This is a genomic window from Clostridium sp. USBA 49 (genome assembly GCF_900167505.1).
GTDB lineage: Bacteria > Bacillota > Clostridia > Clostridiales > Clostridiaceae > Clostridium_AT > Clostridium_AT prolinivorans.
The window spans coordinates 45,650-70,152 of the sequence record NZ_FUYD01000012.1; the positions used below are offsets into that span (position 1 = coordinate 45,650).

At 26.0% G+C, this 24,503-nt stretch carries 20 protein-coding genes, 1 rRNA gene and 1 riboswitch; of the genes, 16 read left to right on the forward strand and 5 right to left on the reverse strand.

Annotated elements, in window-relative coordinates:
• Positions 1–45: 45 nt before the first annotated feature.
• The 11 genes from chvE to B5D11_RS10455 all read left to right on the forward strand — a co-directional run bounded on the left by chvE (position 46) and on the right by B5D11_RS10455 (position 11,227).
• Positions 46–1,131: a multiple monosaccharide ABC transporter substrate-binding protein gene (gene chvE, locus B5D11_RS10405; protein ID WP_078682971.1), complete on the forward strand. Its 1,086-nt coding sequence runs from the start codon at positions 46–48 to the stop codon at positions 1,129–1,131.
• A gap of 85 nt (positions 1,132–1,216) precedes the next feature.
• A complete protein-coding gene (gene mmsA, locus B5D11_RS10410; protein WP_078682972.1) occupies positions 1,217–2,752 on the forward strand; it encodes a multiple monosaccharide ABC transporter ATP-binding protein in 1,536 nt (511 codons plus the stop codon).
• Between the two features lie 47 nt (positions 2,753–2,799).
• Complete coding sequence (mmsB, locus tag B5D11_RS10415) at positions 2,800–3,975, forward strand: multiple monosaccharide ABC transporter permease (protein ID WP_078682989.1); 1,176 nt, start codon at positions 2,800–2,802, stop codon at positions 3,973–3,975.
• Positions 3,976–4,158: 183 nt separating this feature from the next.
• On the forward strand, positions 4,159–5,004 hold the full coding sequence (locus tag B5D11_RS10420) for an undecaprenyl-diphosphate phosphatase (protein WP_078682973.1): 846 nt from the start codon (positions 4,159–4,161) through the stop codon (positions 5,002–5,004).
• A 299-nt stretch (positions 5,005–5,303) separates the two neighbouring features.
• Positions 5,304–6,107 carry an amino acid ABC transporter substrate-binding protein gene (locus tag B5D11_RS10425; protein ID WP_078682990.1) on the forward strand — a complete coding sequence of 268 codons (804 nt, stop codon included), beginning with the start codon at positions 5,304–5,306 and terminating at the stop codon, positions 6,105–6,107.
• Between the two features lie 18 nt (positions 6,108–6,125).
• Complete coding sequence (locus B5D11_RS10430) at positions 6,126–6,767, forward strand: amino acid ABC transporter permease (protein WP_078682974.1); 642 nt, start codon at positions 6,126–6,128, stop codon at positions 6,765–6,767.
• Positions 6,768–6,782: 15 nt separating this feature from the next.
• A complete protein-coding gene (locus B5D11_RS10435; RefSeq protein WP_078682975.1) occupies positions 6,783–7,466 on the forward strand; it encodes an amino acid ABC transporter ATP-binding protein in 684 nt (227 codons plus the stop codon).
• Between the two features lie 73 nt (positions 7,467–7,539).
• A riboswitch (cobalamin riboswitch) is annotated at positions 7,540–7,716 on the forward strand.
• 115 nt (positions 7,717–7,831) lie between these two features.
• Positions 7,832–8,338 (forward strand): hypothetical protein, encoded by a 507-nt coding sequence (locus tag B5D11_RS10440; protein WP_078682976.1) that lies wholly within the window; start codon positions 7,832–7,834, stop codon positions 8,336–8,338.
• Between the two features lie 24 nt (positions 8,339–8,362).
• Positions 8,363–8,809 (forward strand): DUF4430 domain-containing protein, encoded by a 447-nt coding sequence (locus tag B5D11_RS10445; RefSeq protein WP_078682977.1) that lies wholly within the window; start codon positions 8,363–8,365, stop codon positions 8,807–8,809.
• A gap of 1 nt (position 8,810) precedes the next feature.
• Positions 8,811–9,308, forward strand: coding sequence for a hypothetical protein (locus B5D11_RS10450; RefSeq protein WP_078682978.1), 498 nt, complete (start codon positions 8,811–8,813; stop codon positions 9,306–9,308).
• Between the two features lie 146 nt (positions 9,309–9,454).
• Positions 9,455–11,227: an aminopeptidase P family protein gene (locus B5D11_RS10455; RefSeq protein WP_078682991.1), complete on the forward strand. Its 1,773-nt coding sequence runs from the start codon at positions 9,455–9,457 to the stop codon at positions 11,225–11,227.
• A 185-nt stretch (positions 11,228–11,412) separates the two neighbouring features.
• Here the strand turns inward: B5D11_RS10455 and B5D11_RS12710 are convergent, their stop codons facing one another.
• Positions 11,413–11,583: a hypothetical protein gene (locus tag B5D11_RS12710; RefSeq protein WP_164850198.1), complete on the reverse strand. Its 171-nt coding sequence runs from the start codon at positions 11,581–11,583 to the stop codon at positions 11,413–11,415.
• 405 nt (positions 11,584–11,988) lie between these two features.
• Here B5D11_RS12710 and B5D11_RS10460 point away from each other — a divergent pair, with 405 nt between their 5' ends.
• Positions 11,989–12,405 (forward strand): acyl-CoA thioesterase, encoded by a 417-nt coding sequence (locus B5D11_RS10460; RefSeq protein WP_078682979.1) that lies wholly within the window; start codon positions 11,989–11,991, stop codon positions 12,403–12,405.
• A 64-nt stretch (positions 12,406–12,469) separates the two neighbouring features.
• Here B5D11_RS10460 and ftsZ read toward each other — a convergent pair whose 3' ends face one another.
• Complete coding sequence (ftsZ, locus tag B5D11_RS10465) at positions 12,470–13,546, reverse strand: cell division protein FtsZ (protein WP_078682980.1); 1,077 nt, start codon at positions 13,544–13,546, stop codon at positions 12,470–12,472.
• Positions 13,547–13,850: 304 nt separating this feature from the next.
• Between ftsZ and B5D11_RS10470 the strand changes: the two genes are divergently transcribed.
• Together B5D11_RS10470 and B5D11_RS10475 are read left to right on the forward strand one after the other, a co-directional pair.
• On the forward strand, positions 13,851–14,216 hold the full coding sequence (locus tag B5D11_RS10470; RefSeq protein ID WP_078682981.1) for a helix-turn-helix domain-containing protein: 366 nt from the start codon (positions 13,851–13,853) through the stop codon (positions 14,214–14,216).
• Positions 14,217–14,226: 10 nt separating this feature from the next.
• On the forward strand, positions 14,227–14,649 hold the full coding sequence (locus B5D11_RS10475) for an ImmA/IrrE family metallo-endopeptidase (RefSeq protein ID WP_078682982.1): 423 nt from the start codon (positions 14,227–14,229) through the stop codon (positions 14,647–14,649).
• 113 nt (positions 14,650–14,762) lie between these two features.
• Here B5D11_RS10475 and B5D11_RS10480 read toward each other — a convergent pair whose 3' ends face one another.
• Both B5D11_RS10480 and B5D11_RS10485 read right to left on the reverse strand, forming a co-directional pair.
• Positions 14,763–15,521: an exodeoxyribonuclease III gene (locus tag B5D11_RS10480; protein ID WP_078682983.1), complete on the reverse strand. Its 759-nt coding sequence runs from the start codon at positions 15,519–15,521 to the stop codon at positions 14,763–14,765.
• A gap of 307 nt (positions 15,522–15,828) precedes the next feature.
• A complete protein-coding gene (locus B5D11_RS10485; protein WP_078682984.1) occupies positions 15,829–17,148 on the reverse strand; it encodes an aminotransferase class V-fold PLP-dependent enzyme in 1,320 nt (439 codons plus the stop codon).
• 205 nt (positions 17,149–17,353) lie between these two features.
• On the opposite strand from B5D11_RS10485, the gene B5D11_RS10490 reads away from it, so the two are divergent.
• Positions 17,354–22,786 (forward strand): diguanylate cyclase, encoded by a 5,433-nt coding sequence (locus B5D11_RS10490; protein ID WP_078682985.1) that lies wholly within the window; start codon positions 17,354–17,356, stop codon positions 22,784–22,786.
• Between the two features lie 447 nt (positions 22,787–23,233).
• Here the strand turns inward: B5D11_RS10490 and B5D11_RS10495 are convergent, their stop codons facing one another.
• Positions 23,234–23,965 carry an NAD-dependent protein deacylase gene (locus B5D11_RS10495; RefSeq protein WP_078682986.1) on the reverse strand — a complete coding sequence of 244 codons (732 nt, stop codon included), beginning with the start codon at positions 23,963–23,965 and terminating at the stop codon, positions 23,234–23,236.
• A gap of 383 nt (positions 23,966–24,348) precedes the next feature.
• Here B5D11_RS10495 and B5D11_RS10500 point away from each other — a divergent pair.
• Positions 24,349–24,503 (forward strand): 16S ribosomal RNA (locus B5D11_RS10500); the annotation flags it as partial.

Here is a 24,503-nt window from a genome sequence, read left to right on the forward strand (position 1 = left end):
AATTTATTATTGTGTGCTTAAAAAGGGAAGAAGGGGGAATTTAAAATGAAAAAAGTCATTGCTTCATTATTATCAGGATTGTTAATATTTGGTTTAACTGGCTGCGGTGCATCAAAAACAAATGGCACAGGAGGATCAAATAGTAACTTAATAGGAGTAGCAATGCCAACTCAATCACTTCAGCGTTGGAATCAAGATGGTGAAAACATGAAGGCTCAACTTGAGAAAAAAGGCTATAAAGTAGATCTTCAATATGCTAACAACGATGTTAATACACAAATACAACAAATTGAAAATATGATTACAAAGGGTTCTAAAGTTCTTGTAATAGCTTCTATTGATGGCTCAGCTCTTACAGATGTATTAAAAAAAGCAGCAGACAATAAAGTAAAGGTTATAGCTTATGATAGATTAATAATGCAATCTCCAAATGTTGATTACTATGCAACTTTTGATAACTTTAAGGTTGGTGAAACTCAAGGTAAATATATTGAAGAAAAATTAGGACTTAAGGAGGGAAAAGGTCCTTTCAATATAGAATTATTTGGAGGTTCACCAGACGATAATAATGCAAATTTTTTCTATAATGGTGCTATGAGTGTTTTGAAACCTTATATAGAAAGTGGAAAACTTGTTGTTCCAAGTGGACAAACTGATTTTACTAAAATTGCTATTCAAGGATGGGAATCTGCTAAGGCACAAGCTAGAATGGATAATCTTATAACGGCTAATTATGCAAATGGTAAGAAACTTGATGCAATACTTTCTCCTAATGATAGTTTAGCAATAGGTATTATAGCATCACTTAAAAATGCTGGTTATGGTACAGCTAATAAACCATATCCAATTATAACAGGACAAGATTGTGATAAACCAAATGTAATAGCAATGATTAATGGACAGCAATCAATGTCAATTTTTAAAGATACAAGAACTCTAGCAACAAAGGTTGTTGAAATGGTTGATGCTATTATTCAAGGGAAAGAAGCTCCAGTAAACGATACAAAAACTTATAGTAATGGTGCTAAAGTTGTTCCATCTTTCCTTTGTGAACCTGTATATGCAGACAAGGATAATTATAAGAAAATTCTTATAGATAGTGGATATTATAAAGAATCAGATTTGAAATAGTATTTAAAGAGTTGTTTCAAAATATAAGTTTTATATTTTGAAACAACTCTAAGATTACAAGATAAAATTATTAGGAGGTGGAGTAATGTCTGAGTATATACTTGAGATGAGAAATATTACAAAGACTTTTCCAGGGGTTAAGGCACTTGATAATGTAAATCTTAAAGTAAAAGATGGAGAAATTCATGCTTTGATAGGAGAAAACGGGGCAGGAAAGTCTACACTTATGAGTGTACTTAGTGGAATATACCCTCATGGTACTTATAGTGGTGAGATAATTTTTCAAGGTAAAGAATGTATTTTTAAGGATATAAAAGATAGTGAAAAAATGGGTATAGTTATAATACATCAAGAATTAGCACTTACACCATATCTTTCTATAGGAGAAAATATATTTTTAGGCAATGAAAGAGCTAAAAATGGAATTATAGATTGGGATAAAACTCATATAGAGGCTACAAAATTTTTAAACAGAGTAAAATTAAAAGAAAATTCACAAACTCTTATAAAAGATATAGGAGTTGGGAAACAGCAGCTTGTTGAAATTGCAAAAGCACTTGCTAAAAATGTAAAACTTCTTATACTAGATGAACCTACAGCAGCTTTAAATGAAGAGGACTCAGAAAATCTTCTTAATTTAATATTAGAATTAAAAAAAGAAGGTATTACTTCAATTCTTATTTCTCATAAGCTTAATGAAATATTAAAAGTGGCTGATTCTATAACTGTAATTCGTGATGGTACTGTAATTGAAACTTTTAAAAATGATGAAAATGTAAATGAAGATAGAATAATTAAAGGAATGGTAGGTCGAGATTTAGTTAATAGATTTCCAAAGAGAAGATCTAAAATTGGCGATGTATATTTTGAAGTACAAAATTGGAATGTATATGATCCTATCATTGAAGGGAGAAAGATTATTAAGGATGTAAACTTAAAAGTTCATAAAGGTGAAGTTGTTGGAATATCAGGTCTTATGGGTTCAGGAAGAACAGAACTTGCTATGAGCATTTTTGGAAGAGTTTACGGAAAACGTATAACAGGAAAAATAATAAAAGATGGTAAAGAAATTGTATTAAAAAATGTTAGACAGGCAATAGAAAATGGACTGGCTTATGTTACAGAAGATAGAAAAAATGCAGGACTTATTCTTATACAAAGCATAAAACAAAATATAACATTGGCTAAGCTTAAAAAAATAAGCAAAAATCAAATTATAGATGAAAATAAAGAAATTGAGGTTGCAGAGGAATATAGACGAAAATTTAATATAAAATCACCAAGCATTTTACAAAAAACTGGCAATTTATCAGGTGGAAATCAACAAAAGGTTGTGTTAAGTAAATGGATATTTACAGATCCTGATGTTTTAATATTGGATGAACCAACTCGTGGAATTGATGTTGGAGCAAAGTATGAAATTTATACAATTATAAATAAGCTTGCAGAGGAAGGAAAATCTATTATAATTATATCCTCTGAACTTCCGGAAATACTTGGAATGTGCGATAGAATTTATGTAATGAATGAAGGAAGAATAGTTGGAGAGCTTGATAATAAAGATGCATCACAAGAAAGCATAATGAAGTGTATAATGCAGAGCAATAAGGAGGTAGTATAATGGAACCTGTTAAGAAAATTTCTGAAAATAAATCATCATCAAAAATTATGGAAACAATAAAAAGCACTTTTAAAAGTAATATAAGGCAATATGCAATGCTTATTGCGCTTGTAGCAATAATAATATTATTTCAAATACTAACTGACGGTATACTTTTAGTTCCCATGAATGTTACAAACTTAATACTTCAAAATAGTTATGTAATTATTTTAGCAATTGGTATGACTCTTTGCATATTAACAGGGGGTAATATAGATCTTTCTGTTGGTTCTGTATGTGCATTTATCGGAGCAATAGCAGGTATACTTATGATAAATATGAAAATGAATATAGCACTTACAGTAGTAATTTGTTTATTAATAGGACTTGTTATAGGAATGTGGCAGGGATTTTGGATTGCTTATGTAAGAATACCAGCTTTTATAGTAACTTTAGCAGGTATGCTTATGTTTAGAGGACTTACCATAACAATGCTTAAAGGGTTAACTCTTTCTCCATTCCCAGAAAAATATCAGTTTGTAAGTGCGGGTTTTATACCAGATATATTTAAGGGACTTGGAACAAATTTAAATATTACAACAATTTTAATAGGACTTATAATTTCTATTATTTATGTATACTTACAATTAAAAAGAAGAAATGAAAGACAGAAATATAATTTTAATGATACACCTTTTGGAATTTTTGCAGCTCAGATAATATTAACATTATTTGTAATAAATCTTTTTTCATATTGGTTAGCATCATATAAAGGTATTCCTATAATTTTAGTACTTATAGGAATTCTTATAGGAGGTTATTCTTTCTTTACAACTAAAACTATATCTGGACGTTATATTTATGCAATGGGAGGAAACGAAAAAGCTGCTGTACTTTCAGGTATAAATACAAATAAAGTACTTTTCTTATCATATGTTAATATGGCAGTTTTAGCTGCTGTATCAGGTATTGCTTTTAGTTCTCGTATTAATGCAGCGTCACCACAAACAGGAACAAATTTTGAGCTGGATGCAATAGCTGCTTGCTTTATAGGAGGAGCTTCTGCCTATGGTGGAGTTGGAACAGTAGTTGGAGCTATTATAGGTGCTCTTGTAATGGGAGTTCTTAATAATGGTATGTCTATACTTGGAGTAGGAAGCGATATGCAGATGACAATTAAGGGTTTTGTACTTTTAATGGCTGTAGCTTTTGATGTAATTTCAAAAAAGAAATCAAGAGGTTAATTGTAAATTAATCATAAAAAGGAAGGAAGATTTTTAAATATATAAAAATCTTCCTTCCTTAAATATTTTTTGTTAACATAAATTTCAATAAAAAATATTGTTATTAGTATAATAATATACTACCATTTTTGTGAAATTTATGTTATGTTAAATTAGGTATTATTTTAAGAGAGGATGTTTTTTATGGATAATATACTTTTTTTAATAAAATCTATGATTTTGGGAATTGTAGAAGGAGTAACAGAATTTTTACCTATATCTTCTACTGGCCATTTAATTATATTTCAAAATTTAATGAATTTTAAAGGAATTACTGAAAATTATATTGAAATGTATACTTATGTTATACAGCTTGGAGCTATACTTGCTGTTATTATTCTTTATTGGAAGAAGATAAAAGACACTTTAATAAATTTTTCTCCAAAGAAAGTTGGATATGAAAGATCTGGATTTAAATTTTGGTTTATGATATTTATAGCATGTATACCCGGTGGTATTTTTGGTATACTTTTTGATGATTTAGCAGATAAATATTTATTAGCACCGGTGCCAGTAGCCATAACATTATTTTTAGGTGCTATTTGGATGATATATGCTGAAAAAGTATTTAGAAATAATAACTACAATGAAGATGATTTAAATGTAACTCCAGGACAGGCTGTTATAATTGGTTTATTTCAATGTTTGGCTATAATTCCAGGAATGTCTCGTTCCGCATCAACTATAATTGGAGGATGGGTAGCAGGCTTAACAACTGTTGCTGCTGCAGAGTTTTCTTTCTTTTTGGCAATACCAGTTATGGTTGGAATGAGTTTTTTAAAAATTTTAAAACTTGGAGGACTTTCAATTCTTACTTCTCAAGAATTAAATTCTCTTATTGTAGGTTTTGTAGTTTCTTTTATAGTTGCACTTATTGTAATTAAAAAATTTATTTCTTACCTTCAGAAAAAACCAATGAAAAATTTTGCTATTTATAGAATGATATTTGCAGTTATAGTAATTATTGCAGGAATTGCAGGTATATTCTAAAATTATAGACAAGTATTTAAGTTTTATTATTATAGTTTTTGTATTCTATTTTATAGTTAATTTCTAATAAAATGTAAAAATGATTGTATAAATTAAAAATACATCATAAATTAAGAGAAACTTTTTTATAGGCCTCTTTTATAGTAGACAGTTAAAAAATAAAACTGCTTACATAAAAGGGGCATTTAACTTTTTTATGAAAGGTTTTTATTATTTTTTATAATATATAAAAAAAGTATTGACTTTATTACTTTATCATGATAAAGTAATATCGTAAATTGATAAATAGATAAGGAGTGCTGACTATGAATAAAATAGTAAAGAAAATTTTAGCGGTTGGAATAATTGGAGTAGTAGTATTAGGTGCAGCTGGATGCAGCAATAAATCAAAAGATACAATGGCAAAAGAAAGTCTTGTACTTGGCTTTGATGATACATTTGTTCCTATGGGATTTAAAGATGAAAAAGGGGAAATAGTAGGTTTTGATATAGATTTAGCAAAAGAAGTATCTAAAAGAATTGGTAAAGAAATAACTTTTCAGCCTATAGATTGGTCTATGAAAGAATCAGAACTTAATTCAGGAAAAATAGATTTAATATGGAATGGATATACTATAACTGATGAAAGAAAGGAAAAAGTAAGTTTTACAAATCCATATTTGGATAATAGACAAGTTATAATAACTTTAAAAGATTCAAATATTAATAGTAAAGCTGATTTAAAAGGAAAAAAAGTAGGTGCACAAAATGAGTCAAGTGCAGTTGATGCAATAAATAAAGAGCCAGAGCTTTTAAAAAGCTTTGATGGAGGGAAAGTTTATACTTTTGAAACTAATAATGATGCTTTAATGGATTTAGAAGCAAAGAGAATAGATGCAGTAGTTGCAGATGAAATTTTAGTAAGGTATTATATAAATAAAAAAGGTGCAGAAAAATATAAAATATTAAATGACAATTTTGGAAGCGAAACTTATGGTGTTGGTTTAAGAAAAGATGATAAAGAACTTTTAGAAAAAATAAATAAAGCATTTGAAGATATGAAAAATGATGGTACTGCAAAAGCTATATCTGAAAAATGGTTTGGAGAAAATTTATTTAAATAAAATTATAGGAGGATTTTCATGAATAATATAATCAGCCTGATGCCTCAAATAGGTGAAGGTCTTATAGTAACTTTAGAAGTTTTTATACTTACATTGATTTTTTCTATACCACTTGGAATAATAGTAGCCCTAGGAAGATTATCTAAAAATCCTATATTAAATAAGATAACAGGCTTTTATGTTTTAATCATGAGAGGAACTCCGCTTTTACTTCAAATAGTATTTATATTCTTTGGATTACCTATAGTTGGAATAACTTTTGATAGATTTCCTGCAGCTATATTAGCTTTTGTACTTAATTATGCAGCATATTTTGCAGAAATATTTAGAGCGGGTATAGCATCTATAGATGAAGGACAGTATGAAGGTGCTAAAGTTCTTGGTTTTTCTTCAAAATATACATTTTTTAAAATAATACTTCCACAAGCTGTAAAAGTAATATTGCCAGCAGCAGCTAATGAGATTATTACTCTTGTGAAAGATACTGCTCTTGTATATGTAGTTGGTTTGGATGAGCTTTTAAAGGTTGGAAAGATGGCTGCTAATAGAGAAGCTTCATTAATACCTTTAGTTGTAGTAGGAATTATATATTTGCTGTTAATTGCAATATTTACAAGAATTTTTAAAAAAGTAGAAAAAAGATACAGCTATTATCAATAGGGATGTGATTAAACTATGCTTAAAATTGAGGGATTAGAAAAAAGTTTTGGTAAAAATAAAGTACTAAAAGGAGTAAATCTTGAACTTAAAGAGGGAGAGATTGCTGTTATAGTTGGGCCTTCAGGTGGAGGAAAAACAACATTATTAAGATGTATAAATGGCCTTACAAAGCCTGATTATGGATCTATATTGATAAATGGAAGATACTTATATAAAAATGGAGTAATGGCAGAAAAAAAAGAAGAGATTGAAATAAGAAAAGATATAGGGCTTGTATTTCAAAATTTTAATTTATTTCCTCATATGAATGTTTTACAAAATATTACTGAGGCACCTAAAGTTGTACTTAATATGGAAGCTTTTAAAGCTGAAGAAAAAGCTTTAGAAATTTTAAAATTTTTAGGGCTTGAAGATAAAAAATTAAATTATCCATTTGAGCTTTCAGGAGGACAAAAACAAAGAGTAGCTATAGGAAGAGCTCTTGCTATGGAACCAAAACTTATATGTTTTGATGAACCTACTTCTGCTTTAGATCCAGGTATGACAGAAGAAGTTGCTAACCTTATAAAAAAAGTAAGAGATGAAAAATCTATGACAGTTTTAATTATAACTCATGATATGATTTTTGCTAAGATGGTAGCTGACAGAATTGTATCTATGGATAATGGTATATTAAAAGAAGAAATAATGTATGTGTAAGCTTATATTATATTGATTATAATATTATTTACATTGAATTTTAATAAAGTATAGTATATAATTTAATGATGAAAACTTAATAAAGCTTTTAGGTGTTTGAAAAAACATAACAGGGAAATGCGTGAAACGCTGCAGCCCCCGCTACTGTATGTGGTGCTGCTTGGTCGTTTGCCACTGTAGGAAACTATGGGAAGGTGTACCAAGCTATGAGCCATAAGCCAGGAGACCTACCTAAAAGTTAAAGTATTCAACTTTCGGAGGGAAAGGAGGAACGTTTGATAGCAGCTTTTAAGCTTTGCATCATGCTTTTATACCTTAACTCCCCGCAATGAGGAGTTTTTTTTTATTGAATTGAGGTGAATAAAATGAATATAAAGAATTTTGATTTAATAGCTTATCCTTTTTTAAGTGAAAAATCTTCTTTAGTAAATCATGAGATTTTGACAGATAAACTTTCTGCAACATTAGGATATATATTATCTCTTGATACTCCTTTAAAAGAGGAAACTTGGTGGCTTATGGATAAAATTTTGCATCTTAATGGATCAATAAGAGGTAAGCTTGCAATTACAGAAGAAGATCTAAAAGAAGGACTAGCTATTTATAATTCTTTTAAAGAGAAAAATAAACATAGAGTAAATGGGTTTATATATCCAACAGGCCATACAATAGCTTGTGAATATCATAAAGCAAGATGTGAAGCAAAAATTATTTCAAGAAATTTATATTTATTAAAACAACAAGGTATAAATGTACCTGAAATTTGTATTGATTTTGCTAATTTAACGGCAAATATATTATTTGTATTTTCTTTAGAAATAAACAGATTAAATAACATTGAGGAAATTTCATTTCAATCAAAGTCATATTAATTAAAAAACAGGAGATGATAAAATATGAAAAAATCAAATTTAATAAAAGTGGGAGTTACAGTATTAGCAGTTTTAGTTCTTTTCCTTGGATACTTTGGAATTAAAAATGTATTAAGTGGTCAAAGTGGAAACAAGACAATAGTTATAACAATTAAAGATGATACATCAAATAAAGTTTTAGTTGATAAGAAAAAGTATAAAACAGATGCAGAAAATTTAGCACAATTTTTGGATCAATATAAAGATGAATTTCAAGTAGAAATGCAAAATTCTCAATATGGACGTTTCATAGTTGGATTAAAAGGATTAAAAACTACAGATATGAATAAGGGACCATGGTGGATGTATTCATATAATTCTCCAAGCCAAAACGTTAAAATGAAAATTGGAGAAGCACCAGGAGCAGAACAGCTTGGTTTGCATGATAAAGATGAAATAGAGTTAGTATTTACAAAGAACACAGGTATGTAAAATGAATATGAGTGCCAGGGAAATTACTAAAATAAGTTTACTTGCATCCTTCCTTTATATAATACAATTTTTAGGCTCATTTGTACTTTATTTTGAGCTTGTTAATTTTACAATACTTACTTATGGTGTTTATCTTAAAAGAAAAGAGGCATGGCTTTCAACTGTAGTATTTTGTCTTATTGTAATGCTTACACGCGGTGTAGCACCTTGGAGTATAATGTATTTAGTTGTATTTCCTCAATATGCACTTATATATTCTTTAGTAAAAAATAAAACTAAAAATCAATATATATTAGCATCTGTAGGCTTTATATTAGCATTTTTATGTGGTACACTTATTGATTTACCATTTATGATAAGTGCAAAATTAAGTTATAAAGCTTTTATTATAAGACTATTAATGGGGTTTCAAGTATCTTTAGGGAATGCAGTAGTAACTTTTATAGCAACTATATATTTATTAAAACCAATGCAAAGAGTATTTAATTCTATTGAATAAAAATAAATTTTAAAGACGATGACGAATTTTATAGTTGTCGTCTTTGTTTTTTATGGAAGAAACATTTTACAGTTTTAAAATATTAAAAAATATTATGTTATAATAAATTATGAAAAATAAAATACATAACAAACGGGGTGATTATCATAGAAATAAAAGAAAGAATTGAAAAATTAAGAAATCTTATGAAAGAAAGAGATATATATGCTTATATAGTACCAAGTTCAGACCCTCATCAAAGTGAGTATGTAGCTGAACATTATGCTGCAAGAGCTTTTATAACAGGGTTTACTGGTTCTGCAGGGACAGCAGTTATAACATTAGATAAAGCTGGATTATGGACTGACGGAAGATATTTTATACAAGCTGAAAACGAGCTTAAAGGTACAGGTATAACTTTATTTAAAATGGGAGAAAATGGAGTTAAGACTATTGAAGAATTTTTGAGAGAAAATTTACCTAATGGTGCCAAAATAGGATTTGATGGTCAAGTAATTTCTGAAAAATATTTTAGAAATATAAAAAATTTATTAAAAGAAAAAAATTTTTCTTATCAAATTGATGAAGATTTAATTGATAAAATTTGGGATAAAAGACCTAAAAAACCTCAAACAGAAGTAATTTTACATGATATAAAATATGCAGGAAAATCAAGAGAAGAAAAAATATCTGAAGTAGTAAAAAAAATGAAAGATTTGGGAGCTGATTATTATATTATATCATCATTAGATGATATAGCTTGGCTTTTAAATATTAGAGGAAGAGATATAAAATGTAATCCTCTTACTATATCTTATGCATTTATTTCAGAAAAAAAATGCTATTTATTCATAGATGAATGTAAAATTAATTCTAAAGTTAGAGAAGAACTTGAAAGAGCAAAAGTTTTTATAAAGCCTTATGAAAGTATAGTAAATTTTTTAGAAAATCTTGATGAAGGTACAATTTTATTAGATCCATCTAAGGTTAATACTTTAATTTATAGTTCTATTAAACTTAAAATAATAGAAAAAACTGATATAACTACAATGCTTAAGGCTGTAAAAAATGATATAGAAATTGAAAATCTACGAAAAGCTATGATAAGAGATGGCGTTGCTATGGTTAAATTTTTAAATTGGTTAAAAAAGAATGTATCTTCAGGCAAAATTACAGAGATAGATGCTGCAGATAAATTAGAAGAAATACGAAAACAAGGAGATAATTTTTATGATTTAAGTTTTGAAACTATATCAGCCTATAAAGCAAATGCTTCAATGCCTCATTATCATGCAACAAAAGAAAATCAATCTTTAATAAAACCTGAAGGATTTTATTTAGTAGATTCAGGGGCCCAATATTTAGATGGGACAACGGATATAACAAGAACTATAGTTGTAGGAGAACTTACAGAAGAAGAAAAAATAGATTACACTCTTGTATTAAAAGGAATGATTGATTTATCTAAGCAGAGATTCTTATATGGAGCTACAGGATCCAATTTAGATATAGTAGCTAGAATCCCTCTATGGAATGCAGGAATGGATTTTAAGCATGGAACAGGTCATGGTATAGGATTTTTCTTAAATGTACATGAAGGTCCGCATAGAATATCTATGGCACCTAGTGCTATAAAATTAGAAAAAGGAATGATTGTTTCTAATGAGCCTGGAGTTTATAAAGAAAATAAACATGGAATAAGAATAGAAAATTTAGTTGTTGTTCAGGAAGATGAAAAAACCTATTATGGTGGTCAATTTATGAAATTTGAAACTTTAACTTTATGCCCAATAGATACTGATGCTATAGTTTTAGATTTATTAAATGACGAAGAAAGAATATGGCTTAATAATTATCACAATATGGTTTTTGAAAAGTTATCTCCATATCTTGAAACTGAAGAACTTGAATATTTAAAGCAGGCGACTAAAGCAATATAATAACATTATATTATTTGATATTTTTGTTAAAAGTATTATAAAAAGTATTATGAAAATTAGATTTTAATTAATTTTATAAAAAAATAAGTTCCATGAATAAGTTCATGGAACTTACTTTTTTATTTATATCTGTTTAATATAGCTATATATAATGTATTTTGAAACTACAATTTAAAAAGTATATATTACATTAATCTAAAGAATGGAAGATTTAATAAAATATCACGTATAGTATCTCGGGAGCTTCCAGCAAGTTTATTATAGTTTCTTTCATTTTTGTAAAATTCATTTCCTTGGGATAATTCGTTTTCATTTAATTCATAAGTTTTCAAGTATTCGTAAGTTAAACCAAACATTTTATAAGCACCCCCATGATATAATATATAATATATTATATTATATATTAAAATTTTTGTTGCATTAAAAAATAATATTTGAATTATTTCTTTCAATTATATATTAATACATGACGGATAAAATTTCAATACATTTTATAAAAATTTTTTAATATAGTATTTTTTATAATCAGCTAATTAAATTAGTATAATTGACAATTAAATTATACTGATTTAATATATATATAAATTTATATTAATGATTAAATCACAATAAGCTGTAAATAAATTTCTGTTATACAATAAGTAGTACGTTTATTATTGATTTGCTTCAAAATATAGTTGTCAATTTTAAGGGAAAATACTTTTTATGAGATAATCATATTAATAAATTTATACTTAATATGTGAAAGGAAGTGATTTTTTATGTATAAAAGCATAACAAATTTAAAGGTAAGATATGTAGAAACAGATCAAATGGGAATAGTACATCATTCTAATTATTATATATATTTTGAAGCTGCAAGAGAAGATTTTATAAAAGGTGCAGGTATTTCCTACAAATATATTGAAGATACAGGAATAATGATGCCTTTAATCGAAACACAATGCAGGTATATTGAAGGAGCTAAATATGGAGATAATATTAAAATAGAAACTACTTTAGAAGAACTTACTCCAGTCAAAATAACTCTTAATTATAATGTTATAAGAGAAAGTGATAATAAGCTTATTTCAAAAGGAAAAACAATTCAAACTTTTGTAGATAAGAATAATTTTAAAATAATAAATATTAAAAAGAAAAATCCAGAAATTTGGGATAAATTAGAAAAGTTAAAATAAAAAATAATATTTATTTAAAAAATTTTTTTCATAACAAAAAAGACAGAGGATAACCTCTTGCCTTTTATATTTTTTTTCTTCTAAGTATTGTAGGAATTTCAATAATATCTGGATCTGGCTCTAAAAAGTTTAAAGTAGAGTCTTTAGAATTTTCACTTTTTAAAGATTCTTCTTTAACTAAAGGTGATTTTTCTTTATTTAAACCAGTAGCTATAAGAGTAATATGAATTTCATCTTTCATATTTTCATCTATAGAAGCACCAAAAATTATTTCTGCTTCAGAATTAACTTCGCCTCTTATATATTCAATAGCTTCATCTATTTCGGTTAAAGATAAATCATTTCCTCCTGTTACATTTATTAAAAGTCCATTTGCTCCAATTATTGCAGTTTCTAAAAGAGGGCTGTTTACTGCTTGTCTTGCAGCGTTAATAGCTCTTTCATCACCCTTTGCAATGCCCATTCCCATATGTGCAAGACCTGAATTTCTCATAATTGTACTTACATCAGCAAAATCAAGATTTATAAGGCCAGGAATATTTATTATATTTGAAATGCTTTGTATACCTATTTTTAAAACATCATCTGCTGCAGAAAAAGCCTCTACTATAGTCATTTTTTTTGTGGCAATATTTAAAAGATTTTGGTTTAGTATAACTATGAGAGAATCTACATTTTCTTTAAGTTTTTCAATTCCTTTAACGGCATTAGACATTCTTCTAGAACCTTCAAAGGGGAAAGGCTTTGTAACTATACCAACAGTAAGTATTCCAAGTTCTTTTGCAATACGAGCTATTACAGGAGTAGCACCTGTACCAGTACCTCCACCCATTCCAGCGGTTAAAAATATCATATCTGCTCCCATTAAGGCTTCACGTATTTCATTTTCGCTCTCTTCTGCTGCTTTTTCACCTACTTCAGGGACAGCACCTGCACCGAGGCCTTTTGTAAGCTTGCTACCTATTTGTATAACTCTATTTGCTTTTGAAGATCTAATACTTTTTAAATCTGTATTAGCAATAATAAATTCAACACCTTTCATGCCGGAATCAATCATTCTATGTACAGCGTTATTTCCGCCGCCTCCTACTCCTACTACTTTAATGTTGGCAGGGAAGGTTGAGAAAACATCCATATCCATTAAAAATTTCCTCCCTTGTAATCATCTATTTTATATTTTACTGAATGTTATAAAAAACCATTATATTTATATAAATATAATAATTTCACTTACAGCTAAATTCAATTATATAATGATTATAAAAATTTATATTACATTAAGATTATTTAAGTTTTACAGTGATTTTCTAATATATACATAAAATTTCGCTATAAGTTAATATTTACATGATAGTATAAATTTAGTACAATTACAATAAGAAAAATATAAATAAATAATAATTTATATATAAAAAGGCTTGTTTATTTATAATAGGAGTGAAACCATGAATCTTGGAAGTACTATTAAAGCTTACAGACTTAGTAAAAAAATAACATTAAAAGAACTTGCAGAAAAAGTAGGAATTACAGCTTCTTTTTTATCTGATATTGAAAATAATAAAAAACAGCCAAGTGTAGAAACTTTAGGAAAGCTTGCTGAAGCTTTTAATATACCTTTGTATATGCTATTTAAGGATACAAGTAATGAAGAAATTTCTAAAAAGATAGATGAAAAACCATTAAATCAAAATTCTTTTATACTTCAAGCAGAAGCCTTATTTCTTAGTGATAATTTAACTAAAGAAGATAAAGAAGCTATTTTTAAAGATATTACGGACCTTTACTGGAAAGCAAAGGGACTTACAAAATAGAGAGGATTATATGGGATACGAAAGAATTGTTAAAAATGCAAATGAAATTATACAAACCTTTGGCACTAAAGACCCTTTTATTATATCAGAAAAATTAGGCATACCTATTATATATCGTGAATATGGAAGTGCAATTAAAGGATATTGTATTAAAATTTTTGATAAACTTCATATTGTTATAAATTCTAATTTTAATCTTAAAGCACAAAAAATTATTTGTGCTCATGAATTAGGGCATGCTTTACTGCATACAGAGTTTTTACATCCAATTTTTACAGCTTCTTTTGATGAAGGCGGAAACAGTGAATTAGAACATGAAGCTAATATTTTTGCGTTAGCACTTCTTCTTGATGAAAAAAGTTTAAATATAAAAATTTCAGATATGAGTAATTATTTAATTATGGGAATATTTAATGATAACTTAAAAATATAAATATCAAAAAATTTAATATTTAAATGTTCTATTTTAAAACACATGAATAATTTGTGTAAATTAAGGAATCATGCATAAATTTAGATTAAAAATTTTATGCATGATTTCTATTTTTAATTATCTTTTATTTCTAAAACCACAGGACAGTGGTCTGATCCTAAAACTTCTGTATGTATTTGGCTATCAATAATTCTATCTTTTAAAGCTTCTGAAACTAAGAAGTAATCTATTCTCCAACCTGAATTATTTTTCCTTGCATTAAATCTATAAGACCACCAAGAATATACTCCTTCTTTATCTGGATAAAGATAACGAAATGTATCTATAAAACCAGAGTTTAAAAGTTCGGTAAATTTACCCCTTTCTTCATTAGTAAAACCAGCATTTTTTCTATTACTATTAGGGTTTTTAAGATCTATTTCATTGTGTGCAACATTTAAATCTCCACAAATTATAAGAGGTTTCTTTTTTTCAAGATTTTTTAAAAAATTTCTAAATTCATCTTCCCAAACCATTCTGTAATCTAATCTAGCTAAATTTTCTTTTGAATTTGGAGTATATACTGTAATAAAATAAAAATCTTCGTATTCAAGAGTTATAACTCTACCTTCTTTATCATGTTCTTCTATACCTATTCCATAGGATACAGAGATTGGCTCTTTTTTAGTAAATATTGCAGTACCGGAATAACCCTTTCTTTCTGCATAATTCCAATATTGATAATATCCTTCAAGATTTAAATCAATTTGTCCTTTTTGAAGCTTACTTTCTTGTATAGCAAAAATATCTGCATTTATTTTATTAAAATAGTCTAAAAAACCTTTATTTATACAGGCTCTTAATCCATTTACATTCCATGAAACAAATTTCATTTATATCACTCTCTCATTCTCTTTTTAAATTTATTTCTGAAGATACTTATTGATATTTTATTATAAAGAATAATATTTATCAATTAGTTTTATAGCTAAAATTTAATATTTCACAAACTATAAGTAAAAATGGCTGTAGTAAAATATAAGTTAGTTTGAAATTAAGCTATAATAAATAAAATATATGTAATTAGAGTTTTAGATTTATTTTAATACTTATTACAAATATTTTATTTATTTTTCTGAGCGATGTTAGAACTTTTATATTTCAAACTAACTTTTATTTTTTATAGATCTATATCTATGATTAATTAATATAAAGATTTTTATTTTTTACTATATGTTTTAAAACATTTATAAAATAGTCAATTTCAAAAAAACTATTATAAAGTCCAAAACTAGCTCTTATCATACCAGGCCTTTTTTCTTTAGATTCTTTAATAAAATTTAAAGTCTCTTCTTTTGAAATATTTAAAAGTTCTTGAACATAAGGCTGTGCACAAAAACAACCAGTTCTTACAGCTATTCCTGCTTTAGAAGATAATATTTCAGCGACTTTACTATGATGAATACCTTTTATATTAAATGGAATAATTGCTACTTTGTTATTTAAATTATCTAAATCTCCATAAAGCTCCACGTCTTCTATGTTTTTAAGAGATGATACAGCATAACGAAGCAGAGAATTTTCATAAGATTCTATATTGGTCATACCTAGTTGATTTAATGTATTAATAGCTGCAACTAAAGCTACTACTCCCATAACATTAGGAGTACCTTCTTCTTCGTTGTTTGGAGGATCATTCCAAATTACATAGTCGTGAGTTACAAAGTCTACAGTGCCTCCACCTTTGTAATGAGGTTCTCCCTTTTTAAAGATTTCTTTGGGACCTATTAAAACTCCTATTCCAAAAGGTGCGTACATTTTATGAGCAGAAAAAACTAAAAAATCTATATGCTCTAAAGAGTCTTGATTTTTCATATCCATAGGTACATGAGGAACCAATTGAGCACCATCTACTAATATTTTAGCTCCATATTGATGTGCAAGACGTGCAACATCGTAAATAGGATTTAAAAAACCAGTAACATTAGAAGCACCAGAAATTGTTACAAGTTTTACATGACCTTTGTAATTTATTAATTTTTGTTCTAGGTCTTCCATAGATAAACGTCCATTTTTATCTAATTTTATATAATCTAACTTATATTTATCACGCCAAGGCAAATCATTTGAATGATGCTCCATGCTTGTACTTAAAATTACACATTCATTATTTTTGTCACAAAGTCTATAAGAAAGCTTATTTATACCTTCAGTAGTATTCTTTACATATATAACTGTATTATATTTTTCATCTGCTTTTACAAAGTTTAAAACTATTTTTCTTGAATTTTCATATAAATTAGAAGAAATTTGTGATTTATAACCTTTACCTCTATTTATAGAAGAATACCAAGGAGAAAAATCTATAATTTCTTTAAGTACAGACACAAAAGGAGGAGTTGTAGCAGCGTTATCAAAATTTATATAAGTTGAATATTCTCCATTTGATAAAGGAACTTTTGTATCTACACCTACTATCATATTTCTATAAGGAGAAGTATAAGTCCAATAATCCAACATACATCACCTGCTTTAACTTTTATTTATAATTATTATATGAATTTAGGAATGCATTGTGATTTTAATAATAAAATAGAAATAAATACAAAATTATTTTTATTTAAATCTTTAATAATCTTATGGCAAATTATTCAAAATATATTTATGCATAAGCTTTTACATGATATACTTATAGTGTATTTAATTATATTGGGGAAGTGTTATTATGGATTTTATAAATAATAGATACAGAATTTTAAAAAATATAAGGCAAAATAGATTAATATCTTCTTATCTTGCAGCTGATATGAAAAAAAACTTTAAAGCTGTACAATTAAATATTATAAATTCTGAATATCTTCCTGATAAATTGTTAGATTATTATATTAAAGAATTTATGACTCTTACAACTATACAAGATAAAAATATTGTAAAGGTATATGATTTTAATATTATAAAGACTATTGATAATAAAAGAATAGATAATAGACAATATTTTTATGTTAATGAAAATTTTGAATCAAATAATAATTTTTTAGATAGCATAAAAGATTTAGATTATGATAAAATATTAGATTTATTTGTAGAAATTTGCCAAAGTATCAATTATCTTCATCTAAGAAATTTCATTTATGGGGATATAAATATAAATAATATATATATAGATGGTTTAAATATTAAACTTAAAGATATGGCTACTTTAGAGCTTGAAAAGTATTATCATTGGAATTCAAAAGAAAATGAAATTATATTTAAAGCTCCAGAAGTAATAGCAGAAGAAAAATTTTCAGTATCATCAGATATTTATTCTTTGGGAGTACTTTTGTTTTTTATGTTAAAAAAAGAAACCAAAGAAGATGGTAATATATTAAATCAAGTAATTAGTTTAAAAAAATTAAAAGAAAACTATAAAAGCTTTTCTAAAAATAATATAGTGCTTTTAGAAAAAATAAGTACAATTATACAAAAGATGATTGAAAGTGATGTAAATAAAAGATATAAGAGTATTAATGAAGTTATAAAGGATATAAATAAAATTTTTAATAAAAATTATAAAGCTCATAATAAAAAACAATTAGAGAAATTAAATTTTAAAACAAAACTTGTAGGAAGAGAATATGAAATAAATACTATTTCTAATATGTATAATTCTATTGAAAAAATGCAATTTTCAAAAAATCTTGCAATAGTTCATGGTGAATCTGGTATAGGAAAAACTAAATTTTTAAAAGAAATAGAATACATATTTTCAATGAAAAATGTTAAGGTATACTCAAATTTTATATCAGATAATATAAATTTTTTTAAAAACAAAGCTTTTTTAGAAATTTTAAGGACAATTATAGATGAATGTGAAACAGAAACATTTAAAAGATATGAATCTGAACTTATAAAATTTATACCTTCACTTCAAGATAAAAATAACAATGTATCTGCAGATTATTTATTAGATAGTAAAGAAAAAATAAAAGTATTAAATACAATATCTTCTTTTATAAATGATTTTATAAAAGGAAAGCCTGCAATATTTATAATGGATAATTTACATATGGCAAGTGAATTTTCAATAGATATTTTAGAATATATGTATTTGAGAAATCCCAATATTATGTTTATAGTATCTTATTGTGATGGGGAATGTACTTACAATAAAAGATTAGTACAATTTTTATCTAAAATTACAAATAAGTCTAATGTTGTAGATATACAACTAAGGGGACTTAATAAAAAAGATTCTATAGATATGATACAAGATATATTAAGAAGCTCTATTAAATTAAAAAACTTTGGAGAAAGGATTTTTTCAAAAACTTATGGTAATCCATTATTTATAGTTGAAACTTTAAAAAATTTATTTGCTGAAAAAATTTTATATATAGATGAAGATTCTGGGAACTGGATAAATAAATACGATTATGATTATAATAAAATGCCTGTGCCTTCTAATATGGAACAAGCAGTACTTGCACAAATTAAAGGAATAGATGAATTGAGTTTAAATATTCTTAATATTATATCTATATTTAATACAGGTATATCTTTAGAGACTTTAAATAATATTATTCAAAATGACAAAAAAGTTGTAGAACAACATATAGAAGATTTAGAGGGTAGAGGAATATTATGCCAAAAGATAGAAGATAGCGGCTTTGTTTATGATTTTTCAAATAAAATTTTAAAAATGTTAATAGAAAAGAAAATAGAAAAAGATTATAAAAAAAATATTCACAAAATTGCTGCTAATCTTTTAGAAAAGCAATATATAAATGAAGGCGTAAATAGTGAAGAATTTATATATCATTTAGAAAAATCTGATCAAAAAGAAAAAATAATTAAATATTGCCTTGAAAATGCAGATAAAATGGAAAACTATAAAAACAGAATAGATGCTGTAAAAAATCTTAAAAAAGTTATTTCTATAATGGAAGATGAATTAAGTCCGAGAAAAATAAAAATACTTTTTAGAATAGGTAGAATTTATGAAGAATTAGGAAACTGGACAAATTCTATAGAATATTATAATGAAGCTGAAAATTTAGCAAGAGAAATTAAAGATAATACATATGAAATTCAAGCAATAAATAAAATAGCAAATATATTTCTCTATAAAAATGATACTTTAAAGGCTTTAAATTATATAGAAAAAGCAGAAAAAATTATATACAGTTCTGATTTCCTAAATAAATATACAGAAGAATATTTAGAATATAAAGAAATTCAAGTAAGATTATATTATATAACACAGAAATATAAGGAAATAGAGGAAATTTGTAAAAATTGTATAGAATTGTGTGGAGAAAAATATCATAAGTTAAAAGGTCTTTTTTATAAAGATTTAGGAAATTATTACTTGCATAAAGGGAATATTGAACAAGCTCTTAATTACTATAATGAAAGTAAAGTTTGTTTTGAAAAGTCTCAATATAACGAGGGTATAGCAACAATTCTTAATAATATTGCAGTTGTTTATGAAGATTATTATCAAGATAATGAAAAGAGTATGGAATATATTTTAAATACGATAGATATCTGTGAAAAAAAACATATTGTAGTTTTAGAAGTTGTAGCTTTAACTAATTTAGCATCTTTTTACTATGATAGCTGGAATTATGATTTGGCACTTCAATATTTTTTAGAAGCTGTTGAAAAAGGTAAATCTATAGAGCTTGAAAGCAATATATTTTACTGTTATAACTATTTATCCAATATATATTTAAATACAGGAGAATATAAAAAAGCTTATGAATATTTTTTATTAGCACAAAATGAATTAAAAAATTATCCAGAGCAAGGAAAAGATATTGGATTATACTATAAAATGGGAGCTGAACTTTTATATAATTTCGGAGATAACGAAAAAGCTAAAGAATTTATACTAAAAGCTTTAGATATATATAAAGACAGTGAAACTATACAAAAATGGGAAAGCCTTATATTATATCAACATATAGATATTTGTATAAAAGAAGAAGAAAATAATGTTATAGAAAATATTGATGTAATAAAAAATATTATAAATAATTTTAAAAATCCTTTAAAAAAATTAGAAATACTTTGTAACACTGCTATACTTTTATATAAAAAAGATTTCATTAAATTAACAGAAGTAATATTTAAAGAAACAAAAAATATAAAAGTAGATTATATAACAAATAGAATCAGAGTTAAGACTTTGTTTTTAACAGGTATTTTAAGAAAAAATAAGAATAAACTTAAATATTTAAATTTAGCTTTAGATATTATAAAAAAAGAGAGAGAAAAAGTATTGCATTCAAATATCTGCTGTGCATTAGGAGATTATTATTTATTAAAAAAAGATTACTTTTATGCTGTTAATTACTATTTTGAAGCCTCAGAAATTATTAAAGCTACTACTATGCAAATTCCAGATGAATTTAAAGTTAAGTTTATAAATATGCCAGGAACTATAAATAGTTTTATTATGCTTATGAGCATGAGAAAAATTAACAATCATGATGATTTATTTAATCACAAAGAGAATAAATTATTAATAAAAGGTATAAAAGAACTTAATGTATTATTTGACTATGAAGAATTTAGAGAAATACTTACTAATAAAGATTTTATAAGATCTGCTAAAAAAATATATAGTTCGAACTTACCTAAAGGGATAAGAGGAGTTAAAGATATAGTTAAAAATCTTTATTCAGATCCACTCAAAAATTTAGATATAATAGCTAAATATCTTGCAAGTGTTACATTAGCAACACGAAGCCTAATTTTAGTAGATGATTACGATCAAAATTATTATGCTATAGCATCAAATGATGGAAACAATCAAGTGCCTTTAAGTAAATATCTGCTTGAAACTGTTAGAGTTTTAAAAGAACCTATTTTAATAACAGAAAATCTTATTAATGATAACAATTCTAATTTTGCTCATATTCTTCAAGGTAAAAAAGCAGTTATTTGTATACCTATAATAATGAATTCTCAGGATATGAATTTTAACTTAAAGGAAAACAAAAGAAAAAATTCTTTTGTAAATAAATTTATAAAAGGATATATATATCTTGATTCTGATAGAACTTTAAATAATTTTAATAAAGAAGGATTAAAAAAATGCATTGAAGTTTCAAGATTGGCAGGATTTATTATAGAAAAATATCAATTTCAAATAAGCTCATCTATGGATAAACTTACAGGTGCTTTAACCAGAAAAGCTTTAGAAGATGCTTTGACAGAGCACATAGACTTAACTGACGAAATTAATGGAAAATTTTCTATAATAATGGTAGATCTAGATTTATTTAAACATATAAATGATAGATTTGGACATCAAACAGGAGATGAAGTCTTAAAAAAAGTATGTTCTATAATAAAAAATAATATAAGAAAAGATGATATATTTGGAAGATATGGTGGAGAGGAATTTATAATTGTACTTCCTCAAACTGATTCAAAAGATGCTTTAGCTGTTGCACAAAAGTTAAGGAAAAAAATTGAAAAATCTAAAATATTAGGAGATAATATACCTGTAACAGTGAGTATGGGTATTGCCTCTTATCCAGAACATGCTAAATGGAAACAAGAAATTATTGAAAAAGCAGATCAGGCTTTATATGTTTCTAAAGAACTTGGTAGAAATCAATGTAATGTATGGAGCAGTAAATTTTCCACTAAAGTTAAAGGAACTGATAAACTTACAGGTATAGTTTCAGGAAATACTGTGCAAGATTCAAGAAATGTTCTAGCAATGCTTGATATAATAGAAATTATAAAAAAAGAGGATATTATTGAAAACAAGATATTTAATTATCTTGGAAGAATTATTGAAATTACAGAGTCATATTATGGAATTTTTTTCCTTATAGAAAATAAAAGCATAAAAAAAGAATATGCAAGAAAGGTTTTTGAGGAAAAATGGGAAGAAATATATAGTTATAATTTAGATGCAATAAATTCTGTAATAGATAATAAACAAGGTGTATATATGCTTGATTGGGATGAAAATTTAAAATATGATTCTATAACTGGAATACCTGAGTGGAATTCTATATGTGTAGTTCCTCTTATAAAAAATGGTGATATTAAAGGAGTACTGTATCTTTCAGTATCTACAAAGAAAAAAGAATTTAAATTTGAAGAATTTAATTTTATAAGTACATTAGGTGATTTAGGAGCGGCAATGTTATAAGAATTATATAATGTATGGTTATTTAAGATTTAAAATTTATGATTATTATTTATAATTGCTATTAAATCAAAGTTACATAGTTAATTTTGAATTGATAAAATGATTATCTCACAAAAAGTATTTTTTATAATTGACCACTATATTTTGAAGTAAATCAATAATAAATATATTACTTATTGTATAATTAGAATTTATTTACAGCTTATTGTGGTTTAATAAAAAAATTAAAATATTGTATAGAATATTTTAAATTAAAGACTTCAGATAAAAATTATACTGAAGTCTTTTTTATATTATGATTATTTCACAAAAACTATTTTTTATTATAATTGACCACTATATTTTGAAGTAAATCAATAATAAATATACTACTCATTGTGTAATAGGAATTTATTTATAGCTTACTGTGGTTTAATCATATTATTTATAAATTATTATATTTAGTATTTATTCTGGATATATTTCAGATAAAATTTTGCTTATATTATCATGAAAAACAAAATTAGCTTTTTTATCATAAGGAGTAGAAGACTTGTTTATTAAAACGAGTTTATTATTTTTATAATATGAAATTAAATTAGCAGCAGGGTAAACTACCAAAGAAGTTCCAGCAACTATAAGTACATCTGCATTTTTTATATAATTTATACTTTCTCTTAGAATATCAGAATTTAATTTTTCTTCATATAAAACAATATCAGGTCGCACAATTCCATTGCAATTTAAACATCTTGGAATAAGTGAAGGGCTTTTTATTATATAATTTAAATCATAAGTTTTATTACAGTTTACACAATAATTTTTATATATAGAACCGTGAAGTTCAAGTACATTTTTAGAACCTGCCTTTTGATGAAGTCCATCAATATTTTGAGTTATAATAGCTTTTAATTTTCCTCTTTTTTCAAGTTCAGCTAAAAAATAATGAGCTTTATTAGGTTTTGCATCTTTATAAATCATTTTATTTTTATAAAAATCAAAAAAATCTTCAGTATGATTTACAAAGAAAGAGTGACTGAGCATAACCTCAGGACTATAAGAATAATTGTTTACAGTTTTATACAAACCATTTTCGGAACGAAAATCTGGTATTGAACTTTCTGTAGAAACTCCTGCTCCTCCAAAAAAAACTATATTATTACTATTTTTTATAATATTCTTTAATTTACTTAAACACATTATTATCATCTCCTATAAAATATTATATCAATTAAAATGCAATTGTATATTCAGGTCCAGGTGTATCGCTTTATGAATATTGAAGATTTATATAGAAATATGTAGAAATATAGACTTATTTTATTATAATAACAAATATATTATATAGAAATAAAAAAATAAAAGTGATATTATATAAGACGTCGCTGAGATAAGTCGACAGTTAATCACTTGAAAATATAAGTTTTAAATAAAAAAACTATTGACAAGTAAAAAAATAAGTGATAAACTATAAAAGCTGTCGGATGATGGCGAAATGATTGGTCTTTGAAAATTAAACAGAGAATAAGGTAATAACCAGCAATTCTTTTGATAAATAAAGCATGAGCTTAAAATCAGACTTTTAAATTGAGAGTTTGATCCTGGCTCAGGACGAACGCTGGCGGCGTGCCTAACACATGCAAGTCGAGCGAGAAACTTTTGTTTCTAGCGGCGGACGGGTGAGTAACACGTGGATAACCTGCCTCATAGTGGGGGATAGCCTCCCGAAAGGGAGATT

Bases quoted from the DNA above. Each gene is read 5' to 3' on its own strand.
- chvE (WP_078682971.1), top strand. From the start codon at position 46: ATGAAAAAAGTCATTGCTTCATTATTATCAGGATTGTTAATATTTGGT.
- mmsA (WP_078682972.1), top strand. From the start codon at position 1,217: ATGTCTGAGTATATACTTGAGATGAGAAATATTACAAAGACTTTTCCA.
- mmsB (WP_078682989.1), top strand. From the start codon at position 2,800: ATGGAAACAATAAAAAGCACTTTTAAAAGTAATATAAGGCAATATGCA.
- B5D11_RS10420 (WP_078682973.1), top strand. From the start codon at position 4,159: ATGGATAATATACTTTTTTTAATAAAATCTATGATTTTGGGAATTGTA.
- B5D11_RS10430 (WP_078682974.1), top strand. From the start codon at position 6,126: ATGAATAATATAATCAGCCTGATGCCTCAAATAGGTGAAGGTCTTATA.
- B5D11_RS10435 (WP_078682975.1), top strand. From the start codon at position 6,783: ATGCTTAAAATTGAGGGATTAGAAAAAAGTTTTGGTAAAAATAAAGTA.
- B5D11_RS10440 (WP_078682976.1), top strand. From the start codon at position 7,832: ATGAATATAAAGAATTTTGATTTAATAGCTTATCCTTTTTTAAGTGAA.
- B5D11_RS10445 (WP_078682977.1), top strand. From the start codon at position 8,363: ATGAAAAAATCAAATTTAATAAAAGTGGGAGTTACAGTATTAGCAGTT.
- B5D11_RS10450 (WP_078682978.1), top strand. From the start codon at position 8,811: ATGAATATGAGTGCCAGGGAAATTACTAAAATAAGTTTACTTGCATCC.
- B5D11_RS12710 (WP_164850198.1), bottom strand. From the start codon at position 11,583: ATGTTTGGTTTAACTTACGAATACTTGAAAACTTATGAATTAAATGAA.
- B5D11_RS10460 (WP_078682979.1), top strand. From the start codon at position 11,989: ATGTATAAAAGCATAACAAATTTAAAGGTAAGATATGTAGAAACAGAT.
- ftsZ (WP_078682980.1), bottom strand. From the start codon at position 13,546: ATGGATATGGATGTTTTCTCAACCTTCCCTGCCAACATTAAAGTAGTA.
- B5D11_RS10470 (WP_078682981.1), top strand. From the start codon at position 13,851: ATGAATCTTGGAAGTACTATTAAAGCTTACAGACTTAGTAAAAAAATA.
- B5D11_RS10475 (WP_078682982.1), top strand. From the start codon at position 14,227: ATGGGATACGAAAGAATTGTTAAAAATGCAAATGAAATTATACAAACC.
- B5D11_RS10480 (WP_078682983.1), bottom strand. From the start codon at position 15,521: ATGAAATTTGTTTCATGGAATGTAAATGGATTAAGAGCCTGTATAAAT.
- B5D11_RS10485 (WP_078682984.1), bottom strand. From the start codon at position 17,148: ATGTTGGATTATTGGACTTATACTTCTCCTTATAGAAATATGATAGTA.
- B5D11_RS10490 (WP_078682985.1), top strand. From the start codon at position 17,354: ATGGATTTTATAAATAATAGATACAGAATTTTAAAAAATATAAGGCAA.
- B5D11_RS10495 (WP_078682986.1), bottom strand. From the start codon at position 23,965: ATGTGTTTAAGTAAATTAAAGAATATTATAAAAAATAGTAATAATATA.